Origin of the sequence: Amycolatopsis viridis (assembly GCF_011758765.1) — a bacterium.
GTDB lineage: Bacteria > Actinomycetota > Actinomycetes > Mycobacteriales > Pseudonocardiaceae > Amycolatopsis_E > Amycolatopsis_E viridis.
The window spans coordinates 1,705,821-1,732,509 of sequence record NZ_JAANOU010000001.1 but is presented as its reverse complement, the minus strand read 5'-3'; the positions used below and the strand labels follow the sequence as shown (position 1 = coordinate 1,732,509).

31 protein-coding genes are annotated in these 26,689 nt (G+C 70.4%); 13 read left to right on the top strand and 18 right to left on the bottom strand.

All coding sequences use genetic code 11. The annotated features are described in order from the left end of the window. The first annotated feature begins 53 nt into the window (after nucleotides 1–53). Both FHX46_RS08590 and FHX46_RS08585 read left to right on the top strand, forming a co-directional pair. Entirely contained in the window at nucleotides 54–386 is a 333-nt protein-coding gene (locus tag FHX46_RS08590; RefSeq protein ID WP_167112229.1) for a YnfA family protein, read from the top strand. 91 nt (nucleotides 387–477) lie between these two features. After that, nucleotides 478–651: a hypothetical protein gene (locus FHX46_RS08585; RefSeq protein ID WP_167112228.1), complete on the top strand. Its 174-nt coding sequence runs from the start codon at nucleotides 478–480 to the stop codon at nucleotides 649–651. A gap of 39 nt (nucleotides 652–690) precedes the next feature. Here the strand turns inward: FHX46_RS08585 and FHX46_RS08580 are convergent, their stop codons facing one another. Both FHX46_RS08580 and FHX46_RS08575 read right to left on the bottom strand, forming a co-directional pair. Further along, nucleotides 691–1,689 (bottom strand): TIGR03617 family F420-dependent LLM class oxidoreductase, encoded by a 999-nt coding sequence (locus tag FHX46_RS08580; RefSeq protein WP_167112226.1) that lies wholly within the window; start codon nucleotides 1,687–1,689, stop codon nucleotides 691–693. Nucleotides 1,690–1,699: 10 nt separating this feature from the next. After that, nucleotides 1,700–2,503 (bottom strand): acyl-CoA thioesterase, encoded by an 804-nt coding sequence (locus FHX46_RS08575; RefSeq protein ID WP_167112225.1) that lies wholly within the window; start codon nucleotides 2,501–2,503, stop codon nucleotides 1,700–1,702. 73 nt (nucleotides 2,504–2,576) lie between these two features. Between FHX46_RS08575 and FHX46_RS08570 the strand changes: the two genes are divergently transcribed. Next, on the top strand, nucleotides 2,577–2,975 hold the full coding sequence (locus tag FHX46_RS08570) for a DnaJ family domain-containing protein (RefSeq protein WP_167112223.1): 399 nt from the start codon (nucleotides 2,577–2,579) through the stop codon (nucleotides 2,973–2,975). A 19-nt stretch (nucleotides 2,976–2,994) separates the two neighbouring features. Here FHX46_RS08570 and FHX46_RS08565 read toward each other — a convergent pair whose 3' ends face one another. Further along, nucleotides 2,995–3,360: an RNA-binding S4 domain-containing protein gene (locus tag FHX46_RS08565; protein ID WP_167112221.1), complete on the bottom strand. Its 366-nt coding sequence runs from the start codon at nucleotides 3,358–3,360 to the stop codon at nucleotides 2,995–2,997. Between the two features lie 2 nt (nucleotides 3,361–3,362). Next, nucleotides 3,363–4,652 (bottom strand): MFS transporter, encoded by a 1,290-nt coding sequence (locus FHX46_RS08560; protein WP_167112219.1) that lies wholly within the window; start codon nucleotides 4,650–4,652, stop codon nucleotides 3,363–3,365. 345 nt (nucleotides 4,653–4,997) lie between these two features. On the opposite strand from FHX46_RS08560, the gene FHX46_RS08555 reads away from it, so the two are divergent. Further along, nucleotides 4,998–5,225, top strand: coding sequence for a hypothetical protein (locus tag FHX46_RS08555; RefSeq protein WP_167112217.1), 228 nt, complete (start codon nucleotides 4,998–5,000; stop codon nucleotides 5,223–5,225). On the opposite strand, the gene paaE is transcribed toward FHX46_RS08555, so the two are convergent. From paaE to paaZ, 6 genes are read right to left on the bottom strand one after another with little or no spacing between them, the layout of a single operon-like run. Continuing rightward, nucleotides 5,203–6,285, bottom strand: a complete 1,083-nt coding sequence (paaE, locus tag FHX46_RS08550) for a 1,2-phenylacetyl-CoA epoxidase subunit PaaE (RefSeq protein ID WP_167112215.1) — start codon at nucleotides 6,283–6,285, stop codon at nucleotides 5,203–5,205. The two genes, FHX46_RS08555 and paaE, sit on opposite strands and share 23 nt — an antisense overlap. Nucleotide 6,286: 1 nt before the next feature. After that, complete coding sequence (gene paaD, locus FHX46_RS08545; protein WP_167112213.1) at nucleotides 6,287–6,778, bottom strand: 1,2-phenylacetyl-CoA epoxidase subunit PaaD; 492 nt, start codon at nucleotides 6,776–6,778, stop codon at nucleotides 6,287–6,289. After that, complete coding sequence (paaC, locus tag FHX46_RS08540; protein WP_167112211.1) at nucleotides 6,772–7,656, bottom strand: 1,2-phenylacetyl-CoA epoxidase subunit PaaC; 885 nt, start codon at nucleotides 7,654–7,656, stop codon at nucleotides 6,772–6,774. Before paaC ends, paaD begins: the two co-directional genes overlap by 7 nt. 13 nt (nucleotides 7,657–7,669) lie before the next feature. Next, nucleotides 7,670–7,957 carry a 1,2-phenylacetyl-CoA epoxidase subunit PaaB gene (gene paaB / locus FHX46_RS08535; protein ID WP_017984160.1) on the bottom strand — a complete coding sequence of 96 codons (288 nt, stop codon included), beginning with the start codon at nucleotides 7,955–7,957 and terminating at the stop codon, nucleotides 7,670–7,672. Next, nucleotides 7,954–8,904, bottom strand: coding sequence for a 1,2-phenylacetyl-CoA epoxidase subunit PaaA (paaA, locus tag FHX46_RS08530; RefSeq protein WP_167112209.1), 951 nt, complete (start codon nucleotides 8,902–8,904; stop codon nucleotides 7,954–7,956). The genes paaB and paaA overlap by 4 nt, the downstream gene beginning before the upstream one ends. Before the next feature lie 2 nt (nucleotides 8,905–8,906). Beyond that, a complete protein-coding gene (paaZ, locus tag FHX46_RS08525) occupies nucleotides 8,907–10,952 on the bottom strand; it encodes a phenylacetic acid degradation bifunctional protein PaaZ (RefSeq protein ID WP_243871248.1) in 2,046 nt (681 codons plus the stop codon). 61 nt (nucleotides 10,953–11,013) lie between these two features. Between paaZ and FHX46_RS08520 the strand changes: the two genes are divergently transcribed. The 7 genes from FHX46_RS08520 to FHX46_RS08490 all read left to right on the top strand — a co-directional run bounded on the left by FHX46_RS08520 (nucleotide 11,014) and on the right by FHX46_RS08490 (nucleotide 17,313). Continuing rightward, nucleotides 11,014–11,805 (top strand): enoyl-CoA hydratase/isomerase family protein, encoded by a 792-nt coding sequence (locus FHX46_RS08520; RefSeq protein WP_167112207.1) that lies wholly within the window; start codon nucleotides 11,014–11,016, stop codon nucleotides 11,803–11,805. Between the two features lie 87 nt (nucleotides 11,806–11,892). Next, nucleotides 11,893–12,282: a hydroxyphenylacetyl-CoA thioesterase PaaI gene (paaI, locus tag FHX46_RS08515; protein ID WP_167121269.1), complete on the top strand. Its 390-nt coding sequence runs from the start codon at nucleotides 11,893–11,895 to the stop codon at nucleotides 12,280–12,282. Nucleotides 12,283–12,295: 13 nt separating this feature from the next. Then, entirely contained in the window at nucleotides 12,296–13,642 is a 1,347-nt protein-coding gene (gene paaK / locus FHX46_RS08510) for a phenylacetate--CoA ligase PaaK (RefSeq protein ID WP_167112205.1), read from the top strand. A 22-nt stretch (nucleotides 13,643–13,664) separates the two neighbouring features. Continuing rightward, nucleotides 13,665–14,279: a TetR/AcrR family transcriptional regulator gene (locus FHX46_RS08505; protein ID WP_167112203.1), complete on the top strand. Its 615-nt coding sequence runs from the start codon at nucleotides 13,665–13,667 to the stop codon at nucleotides 14,277–14,279. A gap of 67 nt (nucleotides 14,280–14,346) precedes the next feature. Then, nucleotides 14,347–15,549: an MFS transporter gene (locus FHX46_RS08500; RefSeq protein ID WP_167112201.1), complete on the top strand. Its 1,203-nt coding sequence runs from the start codon at nucleotides 14,347–14,349 to the stop codon at nucleotides 15,547–15,549. 99 nt (nucleotides 15,550–15,648) lie between these two features. Further along, nucleotides 15,649–16,056: a hypothetical protein gene (locus FHX46_RS08495; RefSeq protein WP_167112199.1), complete on the top strand. Its 408-nt coding sequence runs from the start codon at nucleotides 15,649–15,651 to the stop codon at nucleotides 16,054–16,056. A 66-nt stretch (nucleotides 16,057–16,122) separates the two neighbouring features. Then, nucleotides 16,123–17,313 (top strand): RtcB family protein, encoded by a 1,191-nt coding sequence (locus tag FHX46_RS08490; protein ID WP_167112197.1) that lies wholly within the window; start codon nucleotides 16,123–16,125, stop codon nucleotides 17,311–17,313. 274 nt (nucleotides 17,314–17,587) lie between these two features. On the opposite strand, the gene FHX46_RS08485 is transcribed toward FHX46_RS08490, so the two are convergent. The 6 genes from FHX46_RS08485 to FHX46_RS08460 form a co-directional block, all read right to left on the bottom strand. Next, the gene (locus FHX46_RS08485) at nucleotides 17,588–17,986 is read right to left on the bottom strand and encodes a hypothetical protein (RefSeq protein ID WP_167112195.1); all 399 of its coding nucleotides are present in this window, start codon (nucleotides 17,984–17,986) and stop codon (nucleotides 17,588–17,590) included. Nucleotides 17,987–19,639: 1,653 nt separating this feature from the next. Then, entirely contained in the window at nucleotides 19,640–20,038 is a 399-nt protein-coding gene (locus FHX46_RS08480) for a hypothetical protein (RefSeq protein WP_167112193.1), read from the bottom strand. A 265-nt stretch (nucleotides 20,039–20,303) separates the two neighbouring features. Beyond that, nucleotides 20,304–20,711, bottom strand: a complete 408-nt coding sequence (locus tag FHX46_RS08475; RefSeq protein WP_167112191.1) for a hypothetical protein — start codon at nucleotides 20,709–20,711, stop codon at nucleotides 20,304–20,306. Nucleotides 20,712–21,074: 363 nt separating this feature from the next. Further along, nucleotides 21,075–21,803, bottom strand: coding sequence for a class I SAM-dependent methyltransferase (locus tag FHX46_RS08470; RefSeq protein WP_167112189.1), 729 nt, complete (start codon nucleotides 21,801–21,803; stop codon nucleotides 21,075–21,077). 43 nt (nucleotides 21,804–21,846) lie between these two features. After that, nucleotides 21,847–22,227, bottom strand: a complete 381-nt coding sequence (locus FHX46_RS08465; RefSeq protein ID WP_167112188.1) for a hypothetical protein — start codon at nucleotides 22,225–22,227, stop codon at nucleotides 21,847–21,849. Nucleotides 22,228–22,296: 69 nt separating this feature from the next. Beyond that, on the bottom strand, nucleotides 22,297–22,776 hold the full coding sequence (locus FHX46_RS08460; RefSeq protein ID WP_167112186.1) for a MarR family winged helix-turn-helix transcriptional regulator: 480 nt from the start codon (nucleotides 22,774–22,776) through the stop codon (nucleotides 22,297–22,299). Between the two features lie 38 nt (nucleotides 22,777–22,814). Between FHX46_RS08460 and pip the strand changes: the two genes are divergently transcribed. After that, nucleotides 22,815–23,789: a prolyl aminopeptidase gene (gene pip, locus FHX46_RS08455; RefSeq protein ID WP_167112184.1), complete on the top strand. Its 975-nt coding sequence runs from the start codon at nucleotides 22,815–22,817 to the stop codon at nucleotides 23,787–23,789. Here the strand turns inward: pip and FHX46_RS08450 are convergent. Continuing rightward, entirely contained in the window at nucleotides 23,770–24,756 is a 987-nt protein-coding gene (locus FHX46_RS08450; protein ID WP_167112182.1) for an LLM class F420-dependent oxidoreductase, read from the bottom strand. The two genes, pip and FHX46_RS08450, sit on opposite strands and share 20 nt — an antisense overlap. A gap of 110 nt (nucleotides 24,757–24,866) precedes the next feature. On the opposite strand from FHX46_RS08450, the gene FHX46_RS08445 reads away from it, so the two are divergent. Further along, complete coding sequence (locus FHX46_RS08445) at nucleotides 24,867–25,004, top strand: hypothetical protein (RefSeq protein WP_167112180.1); 138 nt, start codon at nucleotides 24,867–24,869, stop codon at nucleotides 25,002–25,004. Nucleotides 25,005–25,223: 219 nt separating this feature from the next. On the opposite strand, the gene FHX46_RS08440 is transcribed toward FHX46_RS08445, so the two are convergent. After that, nucleotides 25,224–26,621: an FAD-binding oxidoreductase gene (locus FHX46_RS08440; protein WP_167112178.1), complete on the bottom strand. Its 1,398-nt coding sequence runs from the start codon at nucleotides 26,619–26,621 to the stop codon at nucleotides 25,224–25,226. Between the last annotated feature and the right edge of the window lie 68 nt (nucleotides 26,622–26,689).

Below are 26,689 nucleotides of genomic sequence, written 5' to 3'. Positions count from 1 at the left end.
CGCAACACCCGGCCGGGTGGCCGTTCCGTCGATCGCCACGGCTAGGGTCGGGCGTGCTGGTTCTGCGCTCGATCGCGTTGTTCGTGCTGGCGGCGCTCGCCGAGATCGGCGGTGCCTGGCTGGTGTGGCAGGGAGTCCGGGAGCACCGGGGCTGGCTGTGGATCGGGGCCGGAGTCGTCGCGCTCGGGCTGTACGGCTTCGTCGCCACCCTGCAACCGGACGCGAACTTCGGCCGCATCCTCGCCGCCTACGGGGGTGTGTTCGTCGCCGGATCGCTGGTCTGGGGCATGGTCGCCGACGGGTACCGGCCCGACCGGTTCGACGTCATCGGCGCGCTCGTCTGCCTCGCCGGTGTCGCGGTCATCATGTACGCCCCGCGCGGCTGAACCCCGTTCGGCGTCCGCCTCCGCCCACGGCTGGTTTGCCGACGGGCGGAAGTGGTAGCCGAGGGCCGGACCGCAGCGAAGGGAGGCGACCGTGCCGGACCACGAGCACGACGAGCTGGCCGAATCGAGGAAGGCGCTCGCCGAGGCGAAGGAAGCCGCACGCAAAGCGCACCTCACCAGGCCCTACGAGCAGGCCGAGCACGAGGGCGCCCCCACCGAGCGCCCGCCCCACCAGGAGGACGACGACCACTTCTCGCCGTCCTGAGCGAGTCCGGGATGGCTCCCGGCAGCCCGCGGGCAGCGGCTACCCCCGGACCGCCGCCGCTACCTCGGCCAGCACCGACGGATCGGCCGGGTACGGCGTGTACAGGGTCGCGCGGGTGAAGACATCCGCGTAGCGGCGGCGCACTTCTTCCGCGGCCTGGGCCGGCGGTCCCACCACCGCGATGGCGTGCACCAGCTCGTCGTCGACGAGGGCGGCCATCCGGTCCCACTCGCCACGCCGGGAGAGCGCGTGCAGCTGCTCCCCCAGCGCTCCGCGATCGTGCAGCTCCAGCACGCCCCGGTACGCCGGGGTCGACCCGTAGAACGCGATCTGCCGGCGCGTCGCAGCCACCGCGGCCGCGATATCCGCCGCCGAGCGGCCCGTCACCACCATCGGCGAACCCACCAGCTCGAACCCGTCCAGCGACCCGCGCCCGGACCGCAACGCCGGCACCGTCACCGACCGCAGGTAACGCTCCGTCGTGAAGCCGTGGCACAGGAAGCCGTCCGCCACCTCCCCGGCCACCCGCGTCATACCCGCGCCCACCCCGGCCAGCAGCACCTTCGGCGGCCCGAACGGGTGCGGCGCCGGCGTGAACATCGGTGTCATCACCGTGTGCGTGTAGAACTCGCCGCGGAAGTTCAGCCGGGTGCCGTGCTGCCAGGCGTCCCAGATCGCGCGCAATGCCAGCACGAACTCGCGCATGCGGGCGGCCGGGCGTGACCACGGCATCGAGAACCGGTGCGTGACGTGCGCCTTGATCTGCGTGCCCAGGCCGAGCAGCAGCCGGCCGCCGGACAGTTCCTGCAGGTCGTTCGCCGTCGCCGCGACCGTCATCGGGCTGCGGGCGAAGGCCACCGCGATCGCCGTGCCGAGCTCGATCCGCGAGGTCGCCGTGGCGCCGAGGGCGAGCGGGACGAACGGGTCGCGCTTGACCTCGGTCGTCCACACCCCGTCGAAGCCGTCGCGCTCCGCGCGCCGCATCAGCTCCCGGGTGTCGGCCGGGCTGTCGAACGGCACCGCGAAATCGACCTTCACCGGGCGAACGTCACCGCCTGCGGTTCCGGAACAGGCACTCCTGCGCGAGGCTCGCGAGCAGCACCCCGTCGCGGGTGCGGACGGTGCCGGTGTACCAGCCGCGGCCGCCCGCGACGCTCTGCGGCACCAGGTCCATGTGCACCCATTCGTCCAGGCGCCCCGGCCGGTGGAACCACACGGCGTGGTCCAGGCTGGACGACGCGGACGCCTTCTCATCGCCGAACGCGGCCACGCCCGAGGAGATGTCCGACAGGTAGGTCAGGACGCAGGCGTGCAGCAACGGGTCATCGGGCAGGTGGAGCTCGCACCGCGCCCAGAAGCGGGTCGGCCACTGGCCGTCCGGGTACGGCTGCGGCGGGAGGGCGCCGCGCATCGAGAACAGCCGGGGCATGCCGCCGCTGGGCAGCTCCTCCGGGTCGCCCTCCGGGCGTTCCGGGTGCGCCTCACGGTCCACACCTTCTTCCGGGCGGTGGAAGGAGGCCGACATGTTGAAGATGACCTCGCCGTTCTGCACGGCGACGACCCGGCGGGCGGAATAGGAGCCGCCGTCGCGGTCGCGGTCGACGTGGAAGATCGTCGGCCGGGTCGCGTCGCCCGGCCGCAGGAAGTACCCGTGCAGCGAGTGCGGCAGCCGCTCCGGCTCCACGGTGCGGCCGGCCGCGGCGAGGGCCTGCGCGGCGACCTGGCCGCCGTAGAGCGGCAGCGGATCGTCGAAAACGCGCGTGGCACGGTAGAGGTCGCGGTCGATCTCCTCGAGATCGAGCAGGTCGGCGAGGGTGGGCTCGGCCACCGCTGTCTCACTGACGGCGTGCATTACCGCACGGTAATACAGGGAGTGCGCGTGGTGCCCGGTGGTAGACAGGTATCACAGACGGGAGGAGGCGGCCGTGACCGAGCGCAAACCCCCGGACGTCAGCTTCGAGACGTGGGTGGAGAAGCAGATCCGCGAGGCGGCCGAGCGGGGCGAGTTCGACGACCTGCCCGGCGCGGGGAAACCGCTGGCGTGGCTGCGGAAACCGCACGACGAGAACGCGTGGCTGCGCGAGAAGCTGGCGCGCGAGAACGTGACCTACCTGCCGCCGTCGCTGGCCCTGCGCAAGGACGCGGCGCAGGCCCGCGCGGCCGCCGCCGCGGCCGGTTCCGAGGCCGAGGTGCGGCGGATCCTCGCCGACATCAACGAGCGGATCGTCGCGGCGATCCGCCGCCCGCCGCCCGGCCCGCCGCTGAACCTGGCGCCGTTCGACGTGGAGCACGTCGTCGCCGAGTGGCGGGCGGACCACGGCTGAGCCCGCCCGGGCAGGACGGCTACCAGCCCTGACCCCGCAACCGGTCCAGCAAGCGGCGGTCCCGCTTGGTGGGGCGGCCGGCTCCCCGCTCGCGGCGGGCCACCGGCATCGCCGCTTCCGGCGGCGGCGCGGGGGTGCGGTCGATGTAGCAGGTCGCGGCGTCCGGGGCGCCGACCCGCTTCTCGATCACCCGCACCACCTCGACGATCCGCGTCCGGTCGTGCACGCGAGCCCGGACCGTGTCGCCCGGGTGCACGCCCGTCGCGGGCTTCGCGGGCCGGTCGTTGACCCGCACGTGCCCGCCGCGGCAGGCAGCCGCGGCATCCGATCGGGTCTTGGTCAGGCGGACCGCCCACAGCCAGCGGTCCACACGCGTGGACTCCATGGTCATCCATCATGCCTGGCCGGCGCCCGCACCGGCAGGACCGCGACCAGCCCGGCGGCGAGGATCAGCACGATCCCGGCCATGCCGGCGCGCTGACTGCCGAAAATGGCGAGGAAGCCGCTGAACGCCAGCGGCCCGAGGAAGCTGACCGCGCGGCCGGTGGTCGCGTACAGACCGAACGCCTCGCCCTCGCGCTCCGGCTCGACGATCCGCGCGAGGAAGGTGCGGCTGGCCGCCTGCGCCGGGCCGAGGAAGACCGACAGGCACAGCCCGCACACCCAGAAGGTCGCCTTGCCGGGCAGCGCGGTGATGGCGATCCCGATGACGACCAGCGCGGTCAGCGACGTCACGATCACCGTCTTCGGCCCGAACCGGTCGTCGAGCCGGCCACCGCTCACCGCGCCGATGCCCGCGGTCACGTTCGCCGCGATCGCGAACAGCACCACCTCGGTCTGGCTGAACCCGAACGTGCCGGCGGCGACGACCCCGCCGAAGGTGAAGATCGCGGCCAGCCCGTCGCGGTAGACCGCGCTCGCCGCGAGGAACCCCAGCGTCCGCCGGTCGGTGCGCCACAGCGTCGCGAGCCGCTTACCGAGCACGGCGTAGCCGGAGAAGAAGCTGCCCCGGTTCCGCTGGGCGGCGGGCGGGTTCTCCGGCACGAACAGCAGCACCGGCAGCGCGAACACCGCGAACCACACCGCCACGAACAGCGCCACCACGCGGATGTTCAGGCCACCCGCGGACGTCACGCCGAACAGCCCGACGTCGGGCTGCACGAACGCGAACAGCACGATCGCCAGCGCGATGACGCTGCCGAAGTAGCCCATGCCCCAGCCGAATCCGGACACCCGGCCCATCGTCTTCGGCGTGGCCACCTGCACGAGCATCGCGTTGTAGCTGACCTCGGCGAACTCGAAGAACACGCTGCCGACGCCGAGCAGGACCAGCCCGGCCAGGAGGTAGGACGGTTCGTCGCGGATGAAGAAGAGCCCCGCGGTGCACGCGATGGCGACGGCGCTGTGCACGCCGAGCCACAGCTTGCGCCGGCCGCCGGCATCGCCGCGCTGCCCGGTGACCGGGGCGAGGAGGGCGACCACGACCCCGGCGATCGTGGTCGCCACGCCCAGCGCCTGCGACCCGCTCTCCGTGTCGGCGGCGACACCCTTGGTGAGGTAGACGGTGAAGACGAAGGTGAGGATCACCGCGCTGAACGCGGACGCTCCCCAGTCCCACAGCGCCCAGCTCAGCACGGCTTTCCGGGCGCCTGGCGCGGCCTTGGCGGTGACGGTCACGGCGTGATTCTGCCCGACGGGAAGTCCGCCGCACGCACTGGTGAACGCCGTCACGTCCGGAACCAGCCAACACACCGCCCGGACCGGCAAACACGCCACCCGGAGCGGCGAACACGCCGCCCGCAGCGGCGAACACGGCGCGCGGACGGGCAAACACGCCGCCGCGGCGTGTTTGCCGCTCGACGCGGCGTGCTTGCCGCTCGACGCGGCGTGTTTGCCGGTGGCGGCGGGGTGTTGGCCGCTAACTGGCAAATGTTGACAAGCTCACGGCTGCTGCGCGGCGGTAACTCCACACGGGCCGGCGACGATACCAGCAGTATCCGAAGTGTACGGGAGGGTTTCGCTGTGGGGTTCGGCCAGTCCAAGACACCGGTCACCGACCGTCCGGTCTGGCTCGTGCTGACCGTGGTGTTCGCGGCGACCGCGGCCGTCCAGCTCTACCTGGCGGTCGCGATGTCGGTGTGGTTGTCCGGCGTGCTGGGGGTCGTGCTCGCGTTCGCCGCGGCGGGTTCGCTGGCCGCCGCGGCGAAAGCGATGCCGATCACACGGATCACACGTCGAAGTCGACCGTGAGCTGGTCCGAGACCGGCAGCGACTGACAGGTCAGCACGAACCCGGCGTCGACCTCGCTGTCCTCGAGCGCGAAGTTGCGGCGCATGTCCACCTCGCCGGCGGTCACCTTCGCGCGGCAGGTGCCGCACACCCCGCCCTTGCAGGCGAACGGCAGGTCCGGCCGGGCTTTCTGCGCACTGTCGAGCACCGGGACGTCCCGCGGCACGGCGACCGTGGTGGACCGTCCGTCGAGGACGATCGTCGCCTGGGTGACCACCCCGTCGAGAGCTTTCTCCTCGTGCCGCACCGGTTCCGGCGGCACATCGTCCACATAGAACAGTTCCTGGTGGATCCGCTCGGCCGGTACGCCGGCGTCCCGCAGCCGTTCGCGGGCGACGGTGACCATCCCGAACGGACCGCACAGCCACCAGTGCCCGATCGCGGAGACGTCCGGGATCAACGCCAGCAGCGCGGTGAGTTTCGCACCGTCGAGCCGGCCGGTGAACAGCTCCGCCTCGCGCGGCTCGCGGGAGAGCACGTGCACCAGCTCGAGCCGGTCCGGGTAGCGGTCCTTGAGGTCGGCCAGCTCGTCGGCGAACATCACGGTGTCGGTGCGGCGGTTGCCGTACAGCACGGTGGCCGTCGCTTCCGGGTGGCGCAGCACGGTCGCCGCGATCGACAGCACGGGGGTGATGCCGGACCCGGCGGCGATCAGCACGTGGTGCTCCGGCGTCGCGGCATCGGGCGTGAAGTTGCCGGTCGGCGTGCCGACCTCGACCTCGTCACCCGGCCGCAGCTGGTGCACCAGCCAGGACGAGAACAGCCCGTCCGGGACCTCGCGCACCCCGATCCGCGGCCTGCTGCCTTCCGGCGAGCAGATCGAGTACGACCGGCGCTCCTCGCGCCCGTCGATCGTGCGGCGGAGGGTCAGCGACTGACCGGCGCGGAACGCGTAGGCCTCCGCCAGCTCCGGCGGCACGTCGAAGGTGACCGCGACGGCGTCGTCGCACAGGGGCGTCACCTCGGCCACCGTGAGGTTGTGGAAATCGCCCCGCAGCCTGGACTTGATGCCGGCGGTCACCTCAGATCTCCTTCACGTGCTCGAAGGGTTCGTCGCAGGCCCGGCACCGCACCAGCGACTTGCACGCGGTGGCCCCGAACTCCGACACCAGCTCGGTGTCCGCCGAGCCGCAGCGCGGGCAGGACACCCGGCGCACCGGCGGGTGCAGCGTCAACGGGATCGGGCCGGACGGCCGCTGCGGCGCGCTGCCGGGCGGCGCGATCCCGGCCTCGGCGAGCTTGCGGCGGCCGTCGGCGCTGATCCAGTCGCTGCTCCAGGCCGGCTGCAGCACGGTGCGGACCTCGACCCGCTCGTACCCGGCGCCACGCAGCGCGTGCACCAGGTCGTCGCGCATGGTGTCCATGGCGGGGCAGCCGGTGTAGGTGGGCGTGATCGCCACCGTCACCGCACCGTCCGATTCGGACACCTCGCGCAGCACGCCGAGGTCGGCCAGCGTCAGCATCGGCAGCTCGGGGTCGCGGACCGTTTCCGCGACGGCGCGGGCGCTCACCATGTTGCCTCCGGGTGGGCACGCGCCACGCTCTGCAGCTCGGCGAGCAGGTAGCCCATGGCCTCGGTGTGCCGGCCACCCCGGCCGGTCTGCCCGTCCACCCCGGCCTTGCCGCTCACCTGCGGCCGGTTCAGGGTGCCCGCGGTGAACACCTGCGCCAGCACCTCGTCGACCTCGGCGCACACCGTCGCCGGGTCGGCCGCGACACCGGCGGCGGTCAGCCGCGACTCGATCTCGTGCGGCACGAACAGCTCGTCCACGAACGGCCAGATCTCGTCCAGCCCGGCCTGCATGCGTTCCCGGGAGAACGCGGTGCCGTCGCCGAGCCGCACGGCCCACTGGGCGGCGTAGTCGCGGTGGTAGGTCAGCTCCTTGACGCCCTTGTCCGCGATCGCGGCGAGCACCGGGTCCGCCGAGTCACGCAGCCGCTGGAACAGCGCCAGCCGCCAGGTCGAGAACACCAGCAGCACCGCGATGAGCTGCCCGAAGTCGCCGCGTTCCAGCTCGGCGAGCCGCACGTTGCGGAACTCGTGCTCGGCGCGGAAGAACGCGTAGTCGTCCTCGCCCCGGTCGCTGCCGTCGGCCTTGCCGGCACGGGCGAGCAGCAGCCGGGCCTGGCCGAGCAGGTCCAGGCCGATGTTGGCGATCGCGACCTCGTCCTCCAGCTCGGGCGCCCGGGTGCACCACTGCTGCAGCCGGTGCGAGAACACCAGCGCGTCGTCGCCCAGCATCAGGCAGTACTGCGCCAGCTCCACACCGTCCACACCGGACGGCACCGAGGTGTCCACCCCGGCCAGCGGATCCTCGAAACCGGTGCCGAACGCCCACCGGGAGTCGTCGTGCGCGTCGATCAGCGCTTCATACGCGTTGTCAAAAGACACAACAGGACACCCCTTACATGTGGGGAACGTTGTCGGGGATGTCGTAGAAGGTCGGGTGCCGGTACACCTTGTCACCGGAGGGCGCGAAGAACGGGTCCTTCTCGTCCGGCGACGAGGCGGTGATGTCGGCCGCCTTGACCACCCAGATGCTCACGCCCTCGTTGCGCCGCGTGTACAGGTCGCGGGCGTTGTGCAGGGCCATCTGGTCGTCGGCCGCGCGCAGCGACCCGACGTGCACGTGGTTGAGGCCACGCTTACCGCGCACGAACACCTCGTACAGCGGCCACTCGCTCTTGCTCACGCCGACGCCTCCGCCCTCTTGCGCGCGTGCGCGGCCGCCGCCTCGCGGACCCACGCGCCGTCCTCGTGCGCCTGGCGACGCCGGGCGATGCGCTCGGCGTTGCACGGCCCGTTGCCGGCGACGACCTGCTTCATCTCGTCCCAGTCGACCTGGCCGAAGTCGTAGTGCCCGCGCTCGGGGTTCCACTTCAGCTCCGGATCCGGCAGCGTGACGCCGAGCGCCTCGGCCTGCGGCACGGTCATGTCCACGAACCGCTGGCGCAGCTCGTCGTTGGTGTGCCGCTTGATCTTCCACGCCATCGACTGCGCGGTGTTGGCCGATTCGGCGTCCGGCGGTCCGAACATCATCAGCGACGGCCACCAGAACCGGTTGACGGCGTCCTGCACCATGTCGCGCTGCGCCTGGGTGCCCTTCATCATGGTCATCAGCAGCTCGTAGCCCTGCCGCTGGTGGAACGACTCCTCCTTGCAGATCCGGATCATCGCCCGGGCGTAGGGGCCGTAGCTGCTGCGGCACAACGGAACCTGGTTGCAGATCGCCGCGCCGTCGACCAGCCAGCCGATCGCGCCGACGTCGGCGAACGACAGCGTCGGGTAGTTGAAGATCGAGGAGTACTTCTGCCGTCCGTTGATCAGCTTCTCGGTCAGGTCGCCGCGGTCCGCGCCCAGGGTCTCCGCCGCCGAGTACAGGTAGAGCCCGTGCCCGGCCTCGTCCTGGACCTTGGCGAGCAGGATCGCCTTGCGCCGCAGCGACGGCGCACGGGTGATCCAGTTGCCCTCCGGCTGCATGCCGATGATCTCGGAGTGCGCGTGCTGCGCGATCTGCCGGATCATCGTCTTGCGGTAGCCCTCGGGCACCCAGTCCCGCGGCTCGATCCGCTGGTCCTTCTCGATGGTGTGCTCGAAGTGCTGCTCGAGGTCGTCGATCGGTATCGCGGACAGCGTCATGATCAGTTGCTCTCCTTGGCCACCAGGGTGAGCACGTCGTACTTGGCGACGGAGTCACCCGCGGAGTTGGTCACATCGGCGTCCCAGCGGACCTCGCCGTAGTCGGCGTTCTCGCGGGGGGTGATCTGCTTGGCGGTCAGCGTCACGGTGAGCTCGTCACCGGGCTTGACCGGGGTGAGGAACCGCAGGTTCTCCAGGCCGTAGTTGGCGAGCACGGGGCCGGGCTCGGGCGAGACGAACAGGCCGGCGGCGAACGACACGACCAGGTAGCCGTGCGCCACGATGCCGCCGAACAGCGGGTTCGCCGCCGCGGCCGCCGGATCGGTGTGGGCGTAGAAGGTGTCGCCGGTGAACTCGGCGAAGTGGTCGATGTCCTCCTGCGTCACCGTCCGCGGACCGGCCACCACCGCATCGCCGATCTTCAGCTCCGCGAGGGACTTGCGGAACGGGTGCACGTCCTCGGTCGCCCGCGGCGCGCCCGCCACCCAGCGGCCGGTGACCGCGGTGAGCACCTTGGGGCTGCCCTGCACGGCGGTGCGCTGCATGTGGTGCAGCACGCCGCGGATGCCGCCCATCTCCTCGCCGCCACCGGCGCGGCCGGGTCCGCCGTGCACCAGGCCGGGCATCGGGGAGCCGTGGCCGGTGGATTCCCCGGCGTCGTCGCGGTCGAGCACGAGCAGCCGGCCGTGCCACGGCGCGACGCCGAGCACGACCTCGCGGGCGAACTGCGGATCCGCGGTGACGACCGAGCCGGCGAGGCTGCCCTGGCCACGCGCCGCGTAGTCGACGACCTGCTCCACCGAGGTGTACGGCATCAGCGTGGACACCGGGCCGAACGCCTCGACCTCGTGCGGCTCGGCGCGCTCCGGGTCGCCGGAGAGCAGCACCGGGGAGATGAAGGCGCCGCGCTCGGCGTCCGCGTCGACCACCTCGACGTGCTCCGGGTCGCCGAACACGACGCTCGATGCGTCCTGCAGCGCCTTCAGCGAGCGGCGCACCTCCTCGCGCTGCTCCAGGCTGGCCAGCGCGCCCATCCGCACCTCGGCGTTCGCCGGGTTGCCGATCCTGACCTCCGCCAGCCGCTCGCGCGCGGCCTCGGCGACGGCGTCGAGCAGGTCCGCCGGCACGAACGCGCGCCGGATGGCGGTGCACTTCTGGCCTGCCTTGACGGTCATCTCGGTGACCAGCTGCTTGACGTAGAGGTCGAACTCGGGCGTGCCGGGCCGGGCGTCCGGGCCGAGGATCGAGCAGTTCAGCGAGTCGGCCTCGGCGTTGAATCGGACAGCCTGGCGCACGATGACCGGGTGCGTGCGCAGCTTCTGCGCGGTGGAGGCGGAGCCGGTGAACGACACCAGGTCCTGCTCGGTGAGGTGGTCCAGCAGGTCACCGGCGCTTCCGGAGACCAGCTGCAGGGTGCCCTCCGGGACGAGCCCGGACTCGATGATGAGCTCGACGATCCGCTCGGTGAGGTAGGCGGTCTGGCTGGCCGGTTTGACCAGGCTCGGTACGCCGGCGAGGAACGCCGGGGCGAACTTCTCCAGGGGGCCCCAGACCGGGAAGTTGAACGCGTTGATCTGCACCGCGACACCGCGCAGCGGGGTGGCGATGTGCCGGCCGAGGAACGTGCCGCCCTTGCTCAGCGGCTCGACGTCGCCGTCGACGTAGACCGTGTCGTTGGGCAGCTCGCGCTTGCCCTTGCTGGAGTAGGCGAACAGCACGCCGATGCCGCCGTCGACGTCGAACTTGGAATCACCGAGCGTCGCCCCGGTTCTGGCGGACAGCTCGTACAGCTCGTCTCGGTGCTCGCGCAGGTGGGAGGCCACGGCCTTGAGCAGCGCGGCCCGCTGGTGGAAGGTCAGTTCCCGCAGGGCTGGGCCGCCGACGCGGCGGCCGTGGTCGAGCGCGGCGGCCATGTCGATGCCGGCGGAGGAGATCCGGGCGACCTCGGCGCCGGTGACCGCGTCGTGCAGGGGCGCCCCCTCACCCTCGCCGGTCCGCCAGGCGCCGCTGACGTAGCTGCGCAGCATCCTCGTCGACTGCTGGGCCATCGTTCCTCGCTTCCGCGGATTTACCAACCGAACGTTCAGGAATTCATGGTAGCGTCTCGACATGGCTGACGAAAGCACCGGCGACGTTGTTTCCGTTTCCCGTGACGGCGCGGTGGCCACCGTGACCCTGCTCCGGCCCGCGCTCACCACCGACCTGAAAACCGAGCTGCGGGACGCACTCGAGCGGGTGGCCGCCGACGACGAGGTCCGCGCGGTCGTGCTGACCGGCACCGGCCGGGCGTTCTGCGTGGGCCAGGACCTGGCCGAGCACGCCGACGCGCTGCGCGCTGATCCGGCCACCGCCTTCACCACCATCGACGAGCACTACAACCCGATCGTCACCACGCTGGCGACCATGCCGAAGCCGGTGGTCGCGGCCGTGAACGGGACCTGCGTCGGCGCCGGGCTCGGCCTCGCCCTGGCCTGCGACCTGCGGATCGCCGCGGATACCGCGAAGTTCGGCACCGCGTTCACCGGCATCGGCCTGACCTGCGACTCCGGGTTGTCGGCGACGCTCGCGCGGGCGGTCGGCGCGGCCCGGGCGAGCGAGCTGGTCCTGCTCGGCGACACGTTCACCGCCGCGCAGGCCGCCGAGTGGGGTGTCGCCGGCCGCGTGGTGCCCGCCGACGAACTCGCCGCGACCGCCGCGGAGCTCGCCGCCCGGCTGGCCGCCGGCCCCACGCTCGCCTACGCGGCGGCCAAGCGGGCGCTGGCCGAGTCCTGGGGCGCGCCGCTGCCGGACGTGCTGCGCGGGGAAGGCGAGGCGCAGGCGCGGCTCGGGCTCACCGCCGACCACCGCGGCGCCGTGGAAGCCTTTCTGGCCAAGTCGAAGCCCGTCTTCCACGGGTCTTGACAGTGTCCCGGCACGACGCACATTATTAACCGTCCATTCGGTCAGTAACCTGGAGGCGGTGCCGCCGTGTCCCACGCCGCGCAGGCGATGTTCGCCGACGACGTCGCGTCGAAGGCGCTCGGCATCGAACTCGTCGAGGCACACGACGGACGGGCCGTCGCGCGCATGACCGTGACCGAGCAGATGGTCAACGGGCACGCCATCGCCCACGGCGGCTACCTCTTCCTGCTGGCCGACACCACGTTCGCCTGCGCGTGCAACAGCCACGGCCCGGTGACCGTCGCCGCCGGCGCCGAGATCTCGTTCGTCGCCAGCGCCCGGCTCGGCGACCGGCTGGTCGCCACGGCGGAGGAACGCACGCGCTACGGGCGCAACGGCATCTACGACGTCACCGTGCACCGCGAGACCGACGCGGGACGCGAGGTGATCGCCGAATTCCGCGGCCGCAGCCGCACGATCGGCCAAGCGAAGAACTGAGGAGCCGGCCCCCATGACCACCACGCACAGCGACGTGCCCTCCGCGAAGCGCCTCGGCACCGCACCGGCACCGGACGACCTCTCCCCCGCCGAGCGGATGAGCGTCGACGAGCTGCGGGCCGTCCAGCTCGAGCGTCTCCAGTGGACATTGCGGCACGCCTACCGGAACGTCCCGTTCTACCGCCGCAAGTTCGACGAGGCCGGGGTGCACCCCGACGACTGCCGCGAGCTGGCGGACCTGGCGAAGTTCCCCTGCACCACCAAGAACGACCTGCGCGACAACTACCCGTTCGGCATGTTCGCGGTGCCGCAGGAACAGGTGCGCCGCATCCACGCCTCCAGCGGCACCACCGGCAAACCGACCGTCGTCGGCTACACCGAGGCCGACATCGACACCTGGGCCACCGTGATGGCCCGCTCGATCCACGCGGCCGGCGGGCGGCCGGGCCAGAAGGTCCACGTCGCCTACGGCTACGGCCTGTTCACCGGCGGCCTCGGCGCGCACTACGGCGTGGAAAAGCTGGGCTGCACCGCGATCCCCGCCTCCGGCGGCATGACCGCGCGCCAGGTGCAGATCATCACCGACTTCCGGCCCGAAGTCATCATGGTGACCCCGTCCTACATGCTCACGCTGCTGGACGAGTTCGAGCGGCAGGGCATCGACCCGGCGTCGTCGTCGCTGCGGGTGGGCATCTTCGGCGCGGAACCGTGGACCGAGCAGATGCGCCGGGAGATCGAGCAGCGGATGGACCTGCACGCGGTGGACATCTACGGTCTGTCCGAAGTGATGGGTCCGGGCGTGGCGCAGGAGTGCGTGGAGACCAAGGACGGCCTGCACATCTGGGAGGACCACTTCTACCCCGAGGTGATCGACCCGGTCGAGGGACACGTGCTGGACGAGGGCGAGACGGGCGAGCTGTTGTTCACCTCGCTCACCAAGCAGGCCATGCCGGTGATCCGCTACCGCACCCGGGACCTCACCGCGTTGCGCCCGGGCACCGCGCGGCCGTCGTTCCGGCGCATGGACAAGGTCACCGGCCGCAGCGACGACATGATCATCCTGCGGGGCGTCAACGTATTCCCCACGCAGATCGAGGAGATCGTGCTCGCCACCGCCGGGCTGGCGCCGCACTTCCAGCTCAAGCTGACCAAGCAGGACCGGATGGACCACCTCACGGTCCTGGTCGAGGCGCGGCCGGACACCGCGGCCGAGCGCCGGGCGTCGGCGGCGGCGGAGGTCGCGGCCCGTGTCAAGGACGGCGTCGGCGTCAGCGTCGGCGTCGAGGTGCTCGACCCGGACACCCTCGAACGGTCGATGGGCAAGCTGCGCCGCGTGATCGACCAGCGGCCACCGGCCTGAGCGTGCTTGGGATACTGGGGCCATGACGACCGCACCGCCAGCCCGGCCCGCCCGGCGTGGCAGGCCGGGCTACGACCTGGAGTCCCTGCTCGCGGTCGCGGTCAAGCTGTTCAACGAGCGCGGCTACGACGGCACCAGCATGGAGGACCTGTCGCGCAAGCTCGGCATCACCAAGTCCGCCATCTACCACCACGTGCCGAGCAAACAGGAATTGCTGCGGCTGGCGGTGAACCGGGCACTGGACGGGTTGTTCGAGATCGTGGCCGAGCTGGACGCGGTCGACGGGCGCGCGGTCGACCGGCTGGAGTACCTGGTCCGCGGCAGCGTGCGGGTGCTGGTGGACCGCCTGCCGTTCGTGACGCTGCTGCTGCGCGTGCGCGGCAACACCAAGGTGGAGCGGGACGCCCTGGCCCGCCGCCGGGAGTTCGACCACATCGTCTCCGACCTGGTCACCCGGGCCGTGGAGGAGGGCGACCTGCGGCCGGACATCGACCCGCCGACCGCGGCCCGGCTGCTGTTCGGCATGGTGAACTCGCTGATCGAGTGGTACCGGCCGCGCGGTGGGCAGAGCGCCGGCCAGCTCGCCGAGACCGTGGCGGCGGTGGCCTTCGACGGGCTGCGGATCCGGTCCGCATAGGACGTCCTCGCCGGGTGAGCGCGGTCACACCGGGAATCTTGCGGCCGCGGCGCGTGTCGGCACTGTCATGCCGGAAAACCGCACCCTGCGGCTGATCATGGTCGTGCTCGCGTTCTCCTGCGGCACCACGGTGGCGAACCTGTACTACGCGCAACCGCTGCTGGCGGGGATCGCGTCCACGTTCGGCGTGAGCCAGGGCAGCGCCGCGCTGGTGGTGACGCTGACCCAGCTCGGCTACGCGGCCGGGCTCGCGCTGCTCATGCCGCTCGGTGATCTGGTGGAGAACCGGGCGCTGGCCTCGCGCACGCTGGTGTTCACCGCGCTCGCGCTCGTGGTGGCGGCCATGGCGCCGGTGTTCGGGTTGTTCCTGGCAGCCTCGGTGCTGATCGGGGTGACGTCGGTGGTGGCGCAGATCCTCATCCCGTTCGCCGCGCACCTCGCGCCCGAGGAGCAGCGCGGCCGGTTCGTCGGCACGGTGATGACCGGCCTGCTGCTGGGGATCCTGCTCGCACGCACCCTGTCCAGCGTGGTCGCCGGGGCGTTCGGGTGGCGCACGATCTACGTCGTGTCGGCGGTGCTGATGCTGGTGGTCGCGGTCGCCGTGCGGCGGATCCTGCCGCACCGCCGGCCTTCGCACGACGAGGGCTACCGGCGGCTGATGGGGTCCATCCTGACGCTGGCGCGGGAGGAACCCGCGCTGCGGCGGCGCGCGGCGTGCCAGGCGCTGATGTTCGGGGCGTTCTCCGCGTTCTGGACGTCCGTGGCGTTCGAGCTGACCGGCCGGCACGGGCTCACGCAGACCGAGGTCGGGATGTTCGCGCTGGTCGGCGCGGCGGGCGCGACGGCGGCACCGCTCGCGGGGCGGCTGGGCGACCGCGGCCACGGCCGGCTCGGCAGCGGGATCGCGCTGGCGCTGGCCGCGGTGGCGATGGTGGTGGCCTGGCTGGGCGCCGGTTCGCTGATCGTGCTGGCGCTCGCGGCGATCGTGCTGGATCTCGCGGTACAGGGCCACCAGGTGCTTTCGCAGCGGGAGATCTACGGCCTGCGGGCGGACGCGCGTGCCCGCATCAACACGGTGTTCATGACGACGATCTTCGTCGGCGGCGCGGTGGCCTCGGCGCTGGCCGGCACGTTGTACGACCGCTTCGCCTGGGCGGGTCCGTGCCTGTTCGGTGCCGCGCTGCCCCTGATCGCGCTGGGCATCTGGACCACGTCCACGGTCCGCGCCCGCCGCCGGGAAGCCGCCCGGCGCACCGCGCCCGTGTCCTGAACCGTTGGTGACGCCGGAATTCGATGCTTCCGGCCCGTGCGTCGTGCCGTTGTGCTTCACTTCCCGTGACCGTCCGGGCACGAGAAGGGAACCACTGGGGTGACGAGCTGGCGCGATCTCGCGACGTTCATCCGGCAGCAGTACAAGGTCGTCCGGGACGAGCCGGACGAGCTGCGCATCCGCATCCGCTTCCAGTCCGATCCCGAGGAGGAGGAACGCACCCAGATCGTGGTCATCGCGCGGGAGGTGCTCGACCGGCGGGACGAGTGGATCCAGATCGCGACCCCGTTCGCGCGCGTGGACGAGGTCGACGTCCCTGCGGTGCTCGCCGAGGTGGGGCACACCACCGTCGTCGGCGGGGTGGTCGTCATGGGCGAGTACCTGGTGCTCCGCCACTCGCTGCCGCTGGCCAACCTGGACCTCAACGAGTTCGTCGACCCGCTCGCGCTGGTCACCAGCTCCGCCGAGCTGCTCGAGGAACAGCTCACCGGCCGCGACGACTACTGAAATCCGGTTGCTCCGGCCGGTTTCCCGGGTAACCCTGGGGATCCACCGCAGCGAAAGGATCTTCCGATGTTCACCGCAGTCGAGGGCGCCCGGGTACCCATCCGCATGTGGGCCGACCCGGCGTCCGTCGAGGACGCCGCGATGCGGCAGCTGCACAACGTCGCCAACCTGCCGTGGGTGCACGGGCTGGCCGTGATGCCGGACGTGCACTACGGCAAGGGTGCGACGGTCGGCAGTGTCATCGCGATGCGCGACGCGGTCTCCCCCGCCGCGGTCGGTGTGGACATCGGCTGCGGCATGAGCGCGGTGCGCACCTCGCTGACCGCCGGGGACCTGCCCGACGACCTGGGCCGGCTGCGGCGGCGCATCGAGGACGCCGTGCCGGTTGGCTTCGCGCTGCACCAGACCCCGGTCGACCCGGCCCGGGTGCCCGGCACGCGCGGCTGGAACGAGTTCTGGTCGGCGTTCGGGCACCTGCACGAGGGCGTGCAGAACCTGCGGGACCGGGCGCGGGCCCAGATCGGCAGCCTCGGCGGCGGCAACCACTTCATCGAGGTCTGCCTCGAACAGGGCGGCCCGGACGCCGGCCGGGTGTGGCTGATGCTGCACTCGGGGTCGCGCGGCATCGGCAACGAACTCGCCAAGCGGCACATCGACATCGCGCGGAAGCTGCCGCACAACGCGGACCTGCCGGACCGCGATCTGGCGGTGTTCGTCGCCGGGACACCGGAGATGGCGGCCTACCGGCGGGACCTGTTCTGGGCGCAGGAGTACGCGGCCCGCAACCGGGCGACGATGGTCGCGCTCGTGCAGCGGGCGCTCGCCGCCGAGGTGCCCGGGGTGCGGTTCGACGAGCCGATCTCGTGCCACCACAACTACGTGGCCGAGGAAACCTACGACGGCGTGGACGTGCTGGTGACCCGCAAGGGCGCCATCCGCGCCGGGGCAGGTGACCTGGGCATCATCCCCGGCAGCATGGGCACCGGCTCGTACGTCGTGCGGGGCCTGGGCAACGAGACGTCGTTCCACTCGGCGTCACACGGCGCCGGGCGGCGGATGTCGCGGACCAAAGCCCGCAAGACGTTCACCGCCGCCGACCTCGCGGCCCAGACCAGCGGCGTCGAGTGCCGCAAGGACGAGGGCGTGGTCGACGAGATCCCGGCCGCCTACAAGGACATCGAGTCGGTGATCAAGGCGCAGACCGACCTGGTCGAGGTGGTCGCGCACCTCAAGCAGGTCGTCTGCGTGAAGGGCTAGGTGTTCGCGGCCGGTGGATCAGGCCAGCCGAGCTCGGCCGGGGCCGCTGGCCTCCTTCGCCGGGCTGGTCAGCCCCCGTGTCGCGCGGGGGCTGACCGGCGGAACCCGGGCTGCGGACCAATCCGGCAGGCGGCAATGTCACGCCAAGTGACCGAGATCAACACTGTCCTCCCCTGTGGACGAACGCAGCCCAGCTGTCGGCTTCGATGTGACAGATTGAGACGGCTTCGACGATGCCCGCCTCTGTTGCATCTCGGGCCGAAATGGCTGGGAACTAGTCGTTGTACCAGGCAGCCTCGCGGCAGCCCTTGGCGGCGCTGTTTTCCTTGACGAGGCACACCTGGACGGAAATGTACCGGTGCTCGTCGAGGTCGTACTTCCCCTTCTTCTTCTCGCTCACCTGCCGGCAGTTGTTGTGGCCGCCGCCGATCTGGAGGGGGTACAAGTGGGACCCGCCGTCGTCGATGTAGGCCCAGGCGGCGTAGCCGTCGACTTCGAGGTCGCAGAGTTCGACGACGTCTTCGTGTGCCCTGAACTTGAGGATAGCGCCCGGATCGCCGTCGGTGGTTTTCATGGTGTAGTCCCAGGTGATGGCGGAGGCCGCCGGGGCTGTGGCCACAGAGAAGGCCACGGCCATCGCGACGCCGAGCAGAGCCACCATTGTCTTCCGCATACGCTACAAATTCCTTTCGCGTCCATGGCGCCGAAAAACGAGCAACTGATGCCCCGGAGGGCAAGTTGTTCGACGCCATGCCGAAAGGGGATCGATGTCAGACCGTAGCAGAATCCACTCGCGGGATCACGTTGGGGCAACTGGCTTCCTGCGGCCAGTACCGCACCACCCTCGATGAAATTCCTTCATCACAGCCATTCGCCTCCGCCGACCCCCGCCATCGCGGTCGCCGAGCTGCGAGGATCCGGAAAACGTGCGAACTCAACGGTTGTGAACGAGGCTGGTCATCACCGGCGTCACGCAGGTGGTGACCAGCAACCCTTGGGCGAAGCCCCCGCAAGCCCCGGACCGATCACGCGGGAACTCCCCGGGCCAACCCGGAGACCGTCCTCTGCGCAGCCAGTACCGAAAACCGCGTCGGAGAACGGAAGTATGACCCTCCCAAATCAGCGTCTCTCCGGCGCTGCCACGAGATCAGACGCCTGCGAGCCGCCGCTCACCATGCGACGACCGAGGGGAAGACACCGGCCTGCCGTAGGATCATTCGGTGAGACGGCGCCGATTTCGCGACGAAGCTTCCGGAGCCGCCGCGAACTAGTGCTAGGGCTCGAAGTTGAACCAGGCAGCATCGTTGCAGAACCTGTCCTTGCTGCCGTCCCTGAGGCACACCTTGATGCCGATGTCATAGACGATGCCGATGACATCCCAGCCGTCCTTTTGGAGACCGCATTCCTCGACGTCACCGGCTTCCCGGAACTTGATGATCCCGCCGTCGACCGCAACTCACGTCGACCACCGGCCGGAAGAGCGAGAATCGCGCGCGCGGTCTCGACATCGAGCCCTTGACGGCGCGGGCGCACTGGTCCAGGAACGGCCGGTGCGTCCAGGCCGGTCACGCGGGCGGCTTCCGCCAGCCCGAGCGCCGAGCGGCCCGGTCCGCAGCCGGGATCGAGCACGCGCGGTCGCGCGGGCCGTGGCGCTGCGAGGTCGAGCAGCCGCCCGGTGACGTCGGAACCCGGGCCCTCCCGCGGCAGGCCGGAGAACAACGCGAAGAAGGGTTCGGTTACGGGCGGCAGCTTCATGCAGACGCGGACCGCGCGGCAACCAGATTCAGCGGCTCAGGTTTACCAGCACCACATATTCTTTCAATGCGGTCGTTCCCTCCGCCGTTCCCCACCACCGCGGATGCGGATCGGCGGGACCGCGAGAACCTAACCGTTGTGCTGATACGGGGCTGGCCATCACCCGCACGCAGGTGATGGCCAGCAACCCTCGGCCTGCACCCCTGCAGGTCCCAGCCGATCAGCCGCAAGCCCCTCGACCGTCCAGAGACTCGGGGATTCCACCACCGAGCCTCATCACAGACATGCGTACTTGGAGTCCTGCATGAACCACTTGACGGACTGCTTCTCGTGAAGATCGCTCAATCGTCCGCCGTGAACTTGATGATGCTGCGGAGCAGCACCATCGGTCTTCGTGGTGCAGCCCCAGGGTACGGCGGAAGCCGACCGGCCAACGGACACCGAGAACGCATCAGCCATCCCGCCAGTCATCATGCGGTCAACCAGCCGGAAGATACGGGCCTGCTGTGGGTTCGTCCGTCGAGACGGCGCCGATTTCGCGGCGAATCCGGCCAACACCGCTGCGACTAGCCTAGGGCTCGTAGTTGAACCAGGCAGCATTGTCGCAAAAATCCTCCACTTTACCCTTCTTGAGGCACACTTTGAAGCCAATGTACCGAACCTCGGCAAGATCGTATTTGCCCTTTTTCTTGGCATCGACACGCGTGCAGCTGCCATTGCCGACTGCCTGGATCGTGTAACTGTGCCCCGCAGCGTCGTCGACATGCGCAACGGCATCCCAACCGTCGGCTTGGATGTCGCAGACCTCGACGACATCACCGATCATGTGCCACTTCACGATGCCGCCGGGGCGGTCATCATCGGTCTTCATAGTGTGGTCCCAAGTGACGGCGGAGGCCGACGGGGCAGCGGCCACCGAGAACGCGCCAGCCATCACCACCCCCAGCAAGGCCCCCATGGTCTTCCGCATACCAAATCTCCCTTCACATCAACTGCGCGAAAAAAAAAGCATCTGCCCTTGTCGCGCACCAAGACAGGCATGACAAAAGATAAGTCCGAGATCCAGACGTGAATCGGTCACCGGGAACACGACACAACAATCGAGCCCGGTACTTCACCACTATCGAAAATCAATTCCGGTAGCTCAATATATTCCAGTCACCACCGACGAGACAAAACACCCGCATCGCGCAGGTACTACGCTCCGACAAGCGGGGGAATCGTCCAAATATTCCCTAGCGCTTTTTGTTCAACCAGCCACCGTCATGGCAAAAGTAACTGTCATCGCCACCCTTTTCGAGGCACACCATAAAAGATACGTACCGGTTCTCGGAGAGGTCGTACTCACGGTTCTTTTTAGCATCAACCCGTGTGCAGTGGCCCTGGCCACGGGACTCCTTGATTTTGTAGCCGTGCCCCCATACGCCGTCATCGACGACGCCGACGACGTTATATCCGTCTGCTTGGAGGTCGCAGATTTCGACGACGTCACCGGCATCCCGGAACTTGATGATCCCGCCCGGATTATCATCTTTGGTCTTCATGGTGTGGTCCCAGGTAATGGCAGAGGCCGATGGGGCAGCGGCCACCGAGAACGCACCAGCCATCACCACCCCGAGCAAAGCCCCCATGGTCTTCCGCATACTAAACTCCTCCACCGCGCGAAAAAGACAACCGTAGAACTGTGCGTCGCAACAGGACAACACGGTCGAGGCGAGACCATAGCAGAAACCGGCCGCGGCAAAAAAGACACGACAACCGATCTCCGTACCCAAGCAGCACCGAAAACCGCACCTGGTCAACTCTTCACAGGTCAGAGGCCTGGGATCGGTGACAATGAGCAGCGTCAGGTGCCAGCGAGCGGCCACCATCCGGCGGACAGCTGAACAGCAGATCCCGTGTTGCGGCGGTGATGGGCTCATCGTGGAAGCAGGTGAGGCGGATCTTGCTGCTCCACGCGCCCCACAATGAGCCGAGCGCTTTCCATCGACCGCAACTCACCTCGACTACTGGCCGGAAGAGCGAGAATCGCGGAGAACAAAGCCGGTGTACCGGTACTCGTGACCGTTGTCGCGGCGCATCGCGATCTCCTCCCTCGCCGCCGCCACTGCCGCGACCATCGCCGGGTCGGTCGTGACGGCCGCGTCGGCGCGAGCGGACAGGGGGCCGTAGTACTCGTCCCACCAGTCGCTGTCCGGTTGCGGGAACACGGCCTCCACCCGGTAACCGGCAGCGGTCGCGGCGGCGGTGTTCTCCTCGCGGGTCCGAAGTGGGTAGTGCCGGTCCCAGAACTCCCGTGCCGCCAGGGAAGGCGTTTCGGTGGACCACTCGCACTCGGTCAGCACCAGCACCCCACCCGGGTTGAGCAGCCGCCGCCACGTCCGCAACGCCGCGTCGAACCCGAGCACGAAGACCGAGCTCTCGGCCCACAGCAGGTCGAAGGTCCGGTCCGCAAACGGCGGCGCGGCCATCGACGCGTGCACGGTCTCGACGTCGAGCCCCTCAGCGGCGCGGGCGAGGTGGTCCAGGAACGGCCGGTGCGTGTCCAGGCCGATCACGCGGGCGCCCGCTTTCGCCAGCACGAGCGCCGAGCGGCCCGGTCCGCAGCCGAGATCGAGCGCGCGCGCTCGCGCGGGCAGTGGCCCGGCGAGATCGAGCAGCCGGCGGGTGGTGGCGTCGGAGCCCGGGCCCTGCCGCGGCAGGCCGGAGAACAACGCGAAGAAGGCTTCGGTCACGGGCGGCAGCTTCACGCAGCCGCAGACCGAGCGGCAACCGAATTCAGCGGCGCAGGTCCACTTCGGCGAACAGCACGCCGTGGTGGCCGTGCAGGTCGACGCACCAGCTGCGCGCGAGCCGGTCCAGGACGTGCAGCGGCAGCCGCAACGCCGTGTGGCCGGGCAGCGCGCGGCAGCGCAGCTCGCGGAGGTCGGCCCGCAGGCGGGCGCCGGGACGGTGCCGGAGGCGCACGGTGCACGGCGGCTGGGCGTGCCGGCAGGCCAGGCCGGCGAGGGTGTCGACGACGAGGAGCGCGCGTTCGGCCGCCTCCGGACGTTCGCCGTCGAGCAGCTCCCGCACGTGGCGCCGGAGCCCGGCGAGCCCAGCCGGGCCCAGCAGCGGTACCGCGGTGGTTCGCTCACCGAGTTGCGCTGGTTCCGGCACGACGGCCCTCCGCTGCGGTCACCGGGTGCGAAGGGTTGTGGTACCCCGGGCGACGCAGCGGAAACGTGCTCAGCCCAGCAGCTCCGGCGCCGCGTCGGCGATCCGCTGCCGCATCGGCCGGGCCCGCAGGGCCTCGATCGCCTCGTCAACCAGCGCGCTCAGCGGGTAGGCCAGCTCCGCTTCGAACTCCTGCGCCGCCGCGGTGGTCGCCGCCCATTCCGCGTCCAGCACCGGCAGCAGCTCCTCCGCCTTGCGGGTCAGCCGGACGATCCGGTGCCGCGCGTCCGCGCCCGGGCTCAGCGTCACCAGGTCCGCCTTGACCATCTGCGCGACCGTCTGGCTCGCCGCCGAGTGCGTGACCCCGAGGGCGTTGGCGAGGTCGCGGATGGGCTGCGGCCCCGAGGCGGTCAGCAACCGCACGACCGGGGTGAATCGCGGCCGGAACCAGGGCAGACCGAGATCGGCGTACACCGCGGCGACGTCGCCGTCGAGCAGGTCCAGCAGGTTCCGCAGCCGGGTGCCGAGCAGGTCGGACCGGGAAATCGTCACAGCGCTAATATAACAGCACTGTTGTGTCTGGAGGGACCATGACCCAGCTCCACCCGACCGCCGAGCCCTACGCCGAGGGCATGCTCGACGTGGGCGACGGCAACCGCATCCACTGGGCCGCCTGCGGAAACCCGGACGGCAAGCCCGCCGCGGTCGTGCACGGCGGCCCCGGCTCGGGCGCGTGGACCAGCACGCGCGGCTACTTCGACCCGGACCGCTACCACGTCGTCCTGTTCGACCAGCGCAACTGCGGCCGCAGCACACCGCACGCGAGCGACCCGGCCACCGACCTGACCCACAACACCACCGAGCACCTGATCGCCGACATGGAACTGCTGCGCGAGCACCTCGGCATCGACCGGTGGCTGCTGTTCGGTGGCTCCTGGGGTTCCACCCTGATCCTCGCCTACGCCCAGCGGCACCCGGAACGGGTCAGCGAGATCGTGATCGCCGGGGTCACCACCACCGACCGCCGCGAGCTCGAGTGGCTCTACCACGAGGTCGGCCGGTTCTTCCCCGCGGAGCGGGAGCGGTTCCGGGCCGGGGCCGGTGACGTCGAGGGCGGCACCTTCGACGTCCTCGCCGCGTACGCACGGCTGCTGGCCGACCCCGATCCCGCCGTACGAGCGAAGGCCGCGCGGGACTGGAGCACCTGGGAGGACACCGCGATTTCGCTGGAACCCCACGGGGTGCCGAACGTCTACAGCAACCGGCCGTCCCGCGAGGTGCTCGCGATAACCCGCATCTGCGCGCACTACTTCTCGAACGCAGCCTGGCTGACGGAGGGCGTGCTGATCCGGGAAGCTCACCGGCTCAAGGGCATCCCCGGCAAGCTCATCCACGGCCGGCTCGACCTGTCCGGCCCGGTGGAGACCGCGTGGGAGCTGGCCAAGGTGTGGCCGGACGCCGATCTGCAGGTGATCGAGGACGCCGGCCACACCGGCAGCGACGCGATGCGGGCGGCGATGCGCGCCGCCCTGGACGAGTTCGCGGTCAGGCCAGCTCGGGGATGACGCGGTTGGTGAACAGCTCCACCGACGTGCGGTCGTAGGCGATGTCGGCGAAGTAGGTGATCGCGTAGGTCATGCCGAGACCGCGCAGCTCGGTGAGCCGCTCGGCGACCTGCTCGGGTGTGCCGACCAGCGGACCGTTGCGGAACGATTCGACCGTGTTCTCCAGCACGTCGGCGGGCACGTGCGGCTCGTAGTGCGCGCGGATCCAAGCCAGCCGGTCGGCCACGTCCTTCTCGGTCTCGCCGATGACCACGTTGTAGTTGGCCGACCGGACGATCGCGTCGAAGTCGGTGCCGAGGTCGCGGCAGTGCGCGGCGAGCACCTCGGACTTGTGCTTGAAGTCCTCGGCACCACCGGCGAAGTTGGTGTAGCGGGCGTAGCGGGCGGCGATGCGGAGCGTCTTCTTCTCCCCGCCGCCGGCGATCCACAGCGGAATGCCGCCTTCCTGCAGCGGCAGCGGGTAGGACCGGGCGCCATCGACCTGGTAGTGCTTGCCGTCCAGCGTCGCCGTGCCCGTGGACCACAGCTGCCGCATGATCTGCACGCCCTCGTCGAGCATGCCGAGCCGCTGCCCGGCCGGCGGGAAGCCGTAGCCGTAGGCCCGCCACTCGTGCTCGTACCAGCCGGCGCCGATGCCCATCTCGACGCGGCCCCCGGAGATCACGTCGGTGGTCGCCGCGACCTTGGCCAGGTAGGCCGGGTTGCGGTAGCTCATGCAGGTGCACATCTGGCCCAGCCGGACGCGGCTGGTGCTCGCGGCCAGCGCGGCCATCAGCGACCACGCCTCGTGCGTGGCCTCCTCCGTGGGCACCGGGACGGTGTGGAAGTGGTCGTACACCCACACCGACTCGTACGGCCCGTTCTCGGCGTACCGGGCGATGTCGAGCATGGTCTGCCACTGCCGGGCGGGCTCGATGCCGGTCAGGTCGAGCCGCCACCCCTGGGGAACGAAGAGTCCGAAACGCATGCGCCCAGCCTAACCGGCGGCACCGTGCTCGTCATCGGAAACCGCCGAGACACACCGGTCCCGAATAGTCCATTTTGGAGTGGTTCGGAGCGGCGGCGAGGCTGTTGTGGATGCTGGTTGATACCACCCGCGCCGGGCCGGAGCGTCAGCGGCTGATGCGGCCGGGCATCGGCTGCGGCTTGCTCGGCGGCGGCTGCGGGCTCGGCGGCCGGCGCTGCCACGGCCGTGAGCTGGTCTTGCGCACCTGACCCCCCGGGACGTACTACTCGGACATTCGCGTGGCGAAGGGTAACGACACCCCGGATGTGACCCACACGACATACCGTGTTGTGTTGCTGGAGGGGCTGGTGTTACTGCTGGTGCGAACCGCCGGAAGATCGACTCCCGGCAGTCTGCCACGGCGACCCGGCGGTCGTGGTGACCGCCCGGTCCCGCCGGGCGGTCACCTCGGGGTCCGCACGCCACCGTCACCGCGCGGGGCGGATGTTCTGGTTGACGTGGAAGACGTTGTCCGGGTCGTATGCGGCCTTGACGCGTGCCAGCCGGGCGTAGTTGTCCCGGTACGAAGCGTGCACCCGGTCCTGGCCCTCGTCGTCCATCATGAAGTTGATGTAGGCGCTGCCGGCCGAGGTCGGGTGCAGCTCGGACCAGTAGTCCTTCGCCCAGCCCGACATCGCGTCCACGTCCGCCGGGTCCGGCGACACGCCGACGATCACGCCCGCCCAGCCCCCCTCGCGGTGGGCGAACGCCGTCGACCCGGCCGGGACCCGCGCGGCGGCGCCGTCGATCGGGTACAGGTGCATCGTGGAGAACGGCGTCGGCAGGGTCTGCCCGTACCGGCAGTGGACGTCGATCGCCTCGTCGGTGATCTCGGTGAAGAAGTCGGCCTTCCAGTACCACTGGAGCCCGGGCGGGAACAACGCGTCGAACGCGGTCTGCAGGACGGTGTGCGGCATCGGCTGCACACCCACGACGAGCGGCGCACCGTAGCTCGTCACCGGCGCCAGCACCTCGTCCGCGCGGTCGTGCGGCCCGGTGTAGCACCACACGATGCCGCACGCCTTGCGTCCCCACAGCTGCTCCGGGAACGGCGGCGCGGGCGGGATCGTCAGCAACCCGAACCAGCCGGACAGTTCCTCGGGCAGCGACGGCACCAGCTCCCGGTACCAGCGCAGCACGTCCGCCGCGTCGGCCAGGTCGTAGAGCACCGGGCCGCCGATGATCACGCCGTGCTCACCGATGTCGTGGGCGCGGAAGGTGAACGAGGTGACCACGCCGAAGTTCCCGCCGCCGCCCCGCAACGCCCAGAACAGGTCCGGGTGCTCGGTCTCGGTCGCGGTGACCAGGGTGCCGTCGGCGAGCACCACGTCCGCCGCGAGCAGGTTGTCCACGGTGAGACCGAACCGGCGGGACAGGTAGCCGATCCCGCCGCCTAGCGTGAGGCCCGCGACACCGGTCGAGCCGACGAACCCGCACGGCACGGCCATCCCGAACGGGACGGTGGCGTGGTCGACGTCGGCCCACGTGCACCCCGCGTCGACGCGCACGGTGTGGTGCCGCGGGTCGACGGTGGTGCTGTGCAGCAGGGCGAAGTCGATGACCAGGGCGTCGTCGGCGACGCCGAGGCCACCGGCGTTGTGGCCGCCGCCGCGGACGGCGATCGTGATGTCGTGCGCCCGCGCGAACCGCACGCACGAGACGACGTCGGCGGTGTCGCGGACCCGGACGATCGCGGCCGGGCGCCGGTCGATCATCCCGTTGTAGACGGCCCGGGCCGTGTCGTAGTCCGGGTCGTCCGGCCGCACGAGGTCGCCGCGCAGCGTGGCCGCGAGTTCGTCGTACGGTGCGGTGACGATGGTCGTCATGGTTCCTCCTCCGGTGGGTCGCCACGACGCTAGGGACCGGCCGTTCGCGCAGCGTTCGCCCGCGCCGG

Excerpts from the sequence above, each read along its gene's own strand:
- paaZ (WP_243871248.1), bottom strand. The coding sequence starts at position 10,952 with ATGGCCCAGCAGTCGACGAGGATGCTGCGCAGCTACGTCAGCGGCGCC.
- paaI (WP_167121269.1), top strand. The coding sequence starts at position 11,893 with ATGTTCGCCGACGACGTCGCGTCGAAGGCGCTCGGCATCGAACTCGTC.
- FHX46_RS08485 (WP_167112195.1), bottom strand. The coding sequence starts at position 17,986 with ATGCGGAAGACAATGGTGGCTCTGCTCGGCGTCGCGATGGCCGTGGCC.
- FHX46_RS08565 (WP_167112221.1), bottom strand. The coding sequence starts at position 3,360 with ATGGAGTCCACGCGTGTGGACCGCTGGCTGTGGGCGGTCCGCCTGACC.
- FHX46_RS08475 (WP_167112191.1), bottom strand. The coding sequence starts at position 20,711 with ATGCGGAAGACCATGGGGGCTTTGCTCGGGGTGGTGATGGCTGGTGCG.
- pip (WP_167112184.1), top strand. The coding sequence starts at position 22,815 with ATGACCCAGCTCCACCCGACCGCCGAGCCCTACGCCGAGGGCATGCTC.
- FHX46_RS08445 (WP_167112180.1), top strand. The coding sequence starts at position 24,867 with ATGCTGGTTGATACCACCCGCGCCGGGCCGGAGCGTCAGCGGCTGATG.
- FHX46_RS08490 (WP_167112197.1), top strand. The coding sequence starts at position 16,123 with ATGTTCACCGCAGTCGAGGGCGCCCGGGTACCCATCCGCATGTGGGCC.
- FHX46_RS08450 (WP_167112182.1), bottom strand. The coding sequence starts at position 24,756 with ATGCGTTTCGGACTCTTCGTTCCCCAGGGGTGGCGGCTCGACCTGACC.
- FHX46_RS08520 (WP_167112207.1), top strand. The coding sequence starts at position 11,014 with ATGGCTGACGAAAGCACCGGCGACGTTGTTTCCGTTTCCCGTGACGGC.
- paaK (WP_167112205.1), top strand. The coding sequence starts at position 12,296 with ATGACCACCACGCACAGCGACGTGCCCTCCGCGAAGCGCCTCGGCACC.
- FHX46_RS08505 (WP_167112203.1), top strand. The coding sequence starts at position 13,665 with ATGACGACCGCACCGCCAGCCCGGCCCGCCCGGCGTGGCAGGCCGGGC.
- FHX46_RS08500 (WP_167112201.1), top strand. The coding sequence starts at position 14,347 with ATGCCGGAAAACCGCACCCTGCGGCTGATCATGGTCGTGCTCGCGTTC.
- paaA (WP_167112209.1), bottom strand. The coding sequence starts at position 8,904 with ATGACGCTGTCCGCGATACCGATCGACGACCTCGAGCAGCACTTCGAG.
- FHX46_RS08440 (WP_167112178.1), bottom strand. The coding sequence starts at position 26,621 with ATGACGACCATCGTCACCGCACCGTACGACGAACTCGCGGCCACGCTG.
- paaD (WP_167112213.1), bottom strand. The coding sequence starts at position 6,778 with ATGGTGAGCGCCCGCGCCGTCGCGGAAACGGTCCGCGACCCCGAGCTG.
- FHX46_RS08480 (WP_167112193.1), bottom strand. The coding sequence starts at position 20,038 with ATGCGGAAGACCATGGGGGCCTTGCTGGGGGTGGTGATGGCTGGCGCG.
- FHX46_RS08575 (WP_167112225.1), bottom strand. The coding sequence starts at position 2,503 with ATGCACGCCGTCAGTGAGACAGCGGTGGCCGAGCCCACCCTCGCCGAC.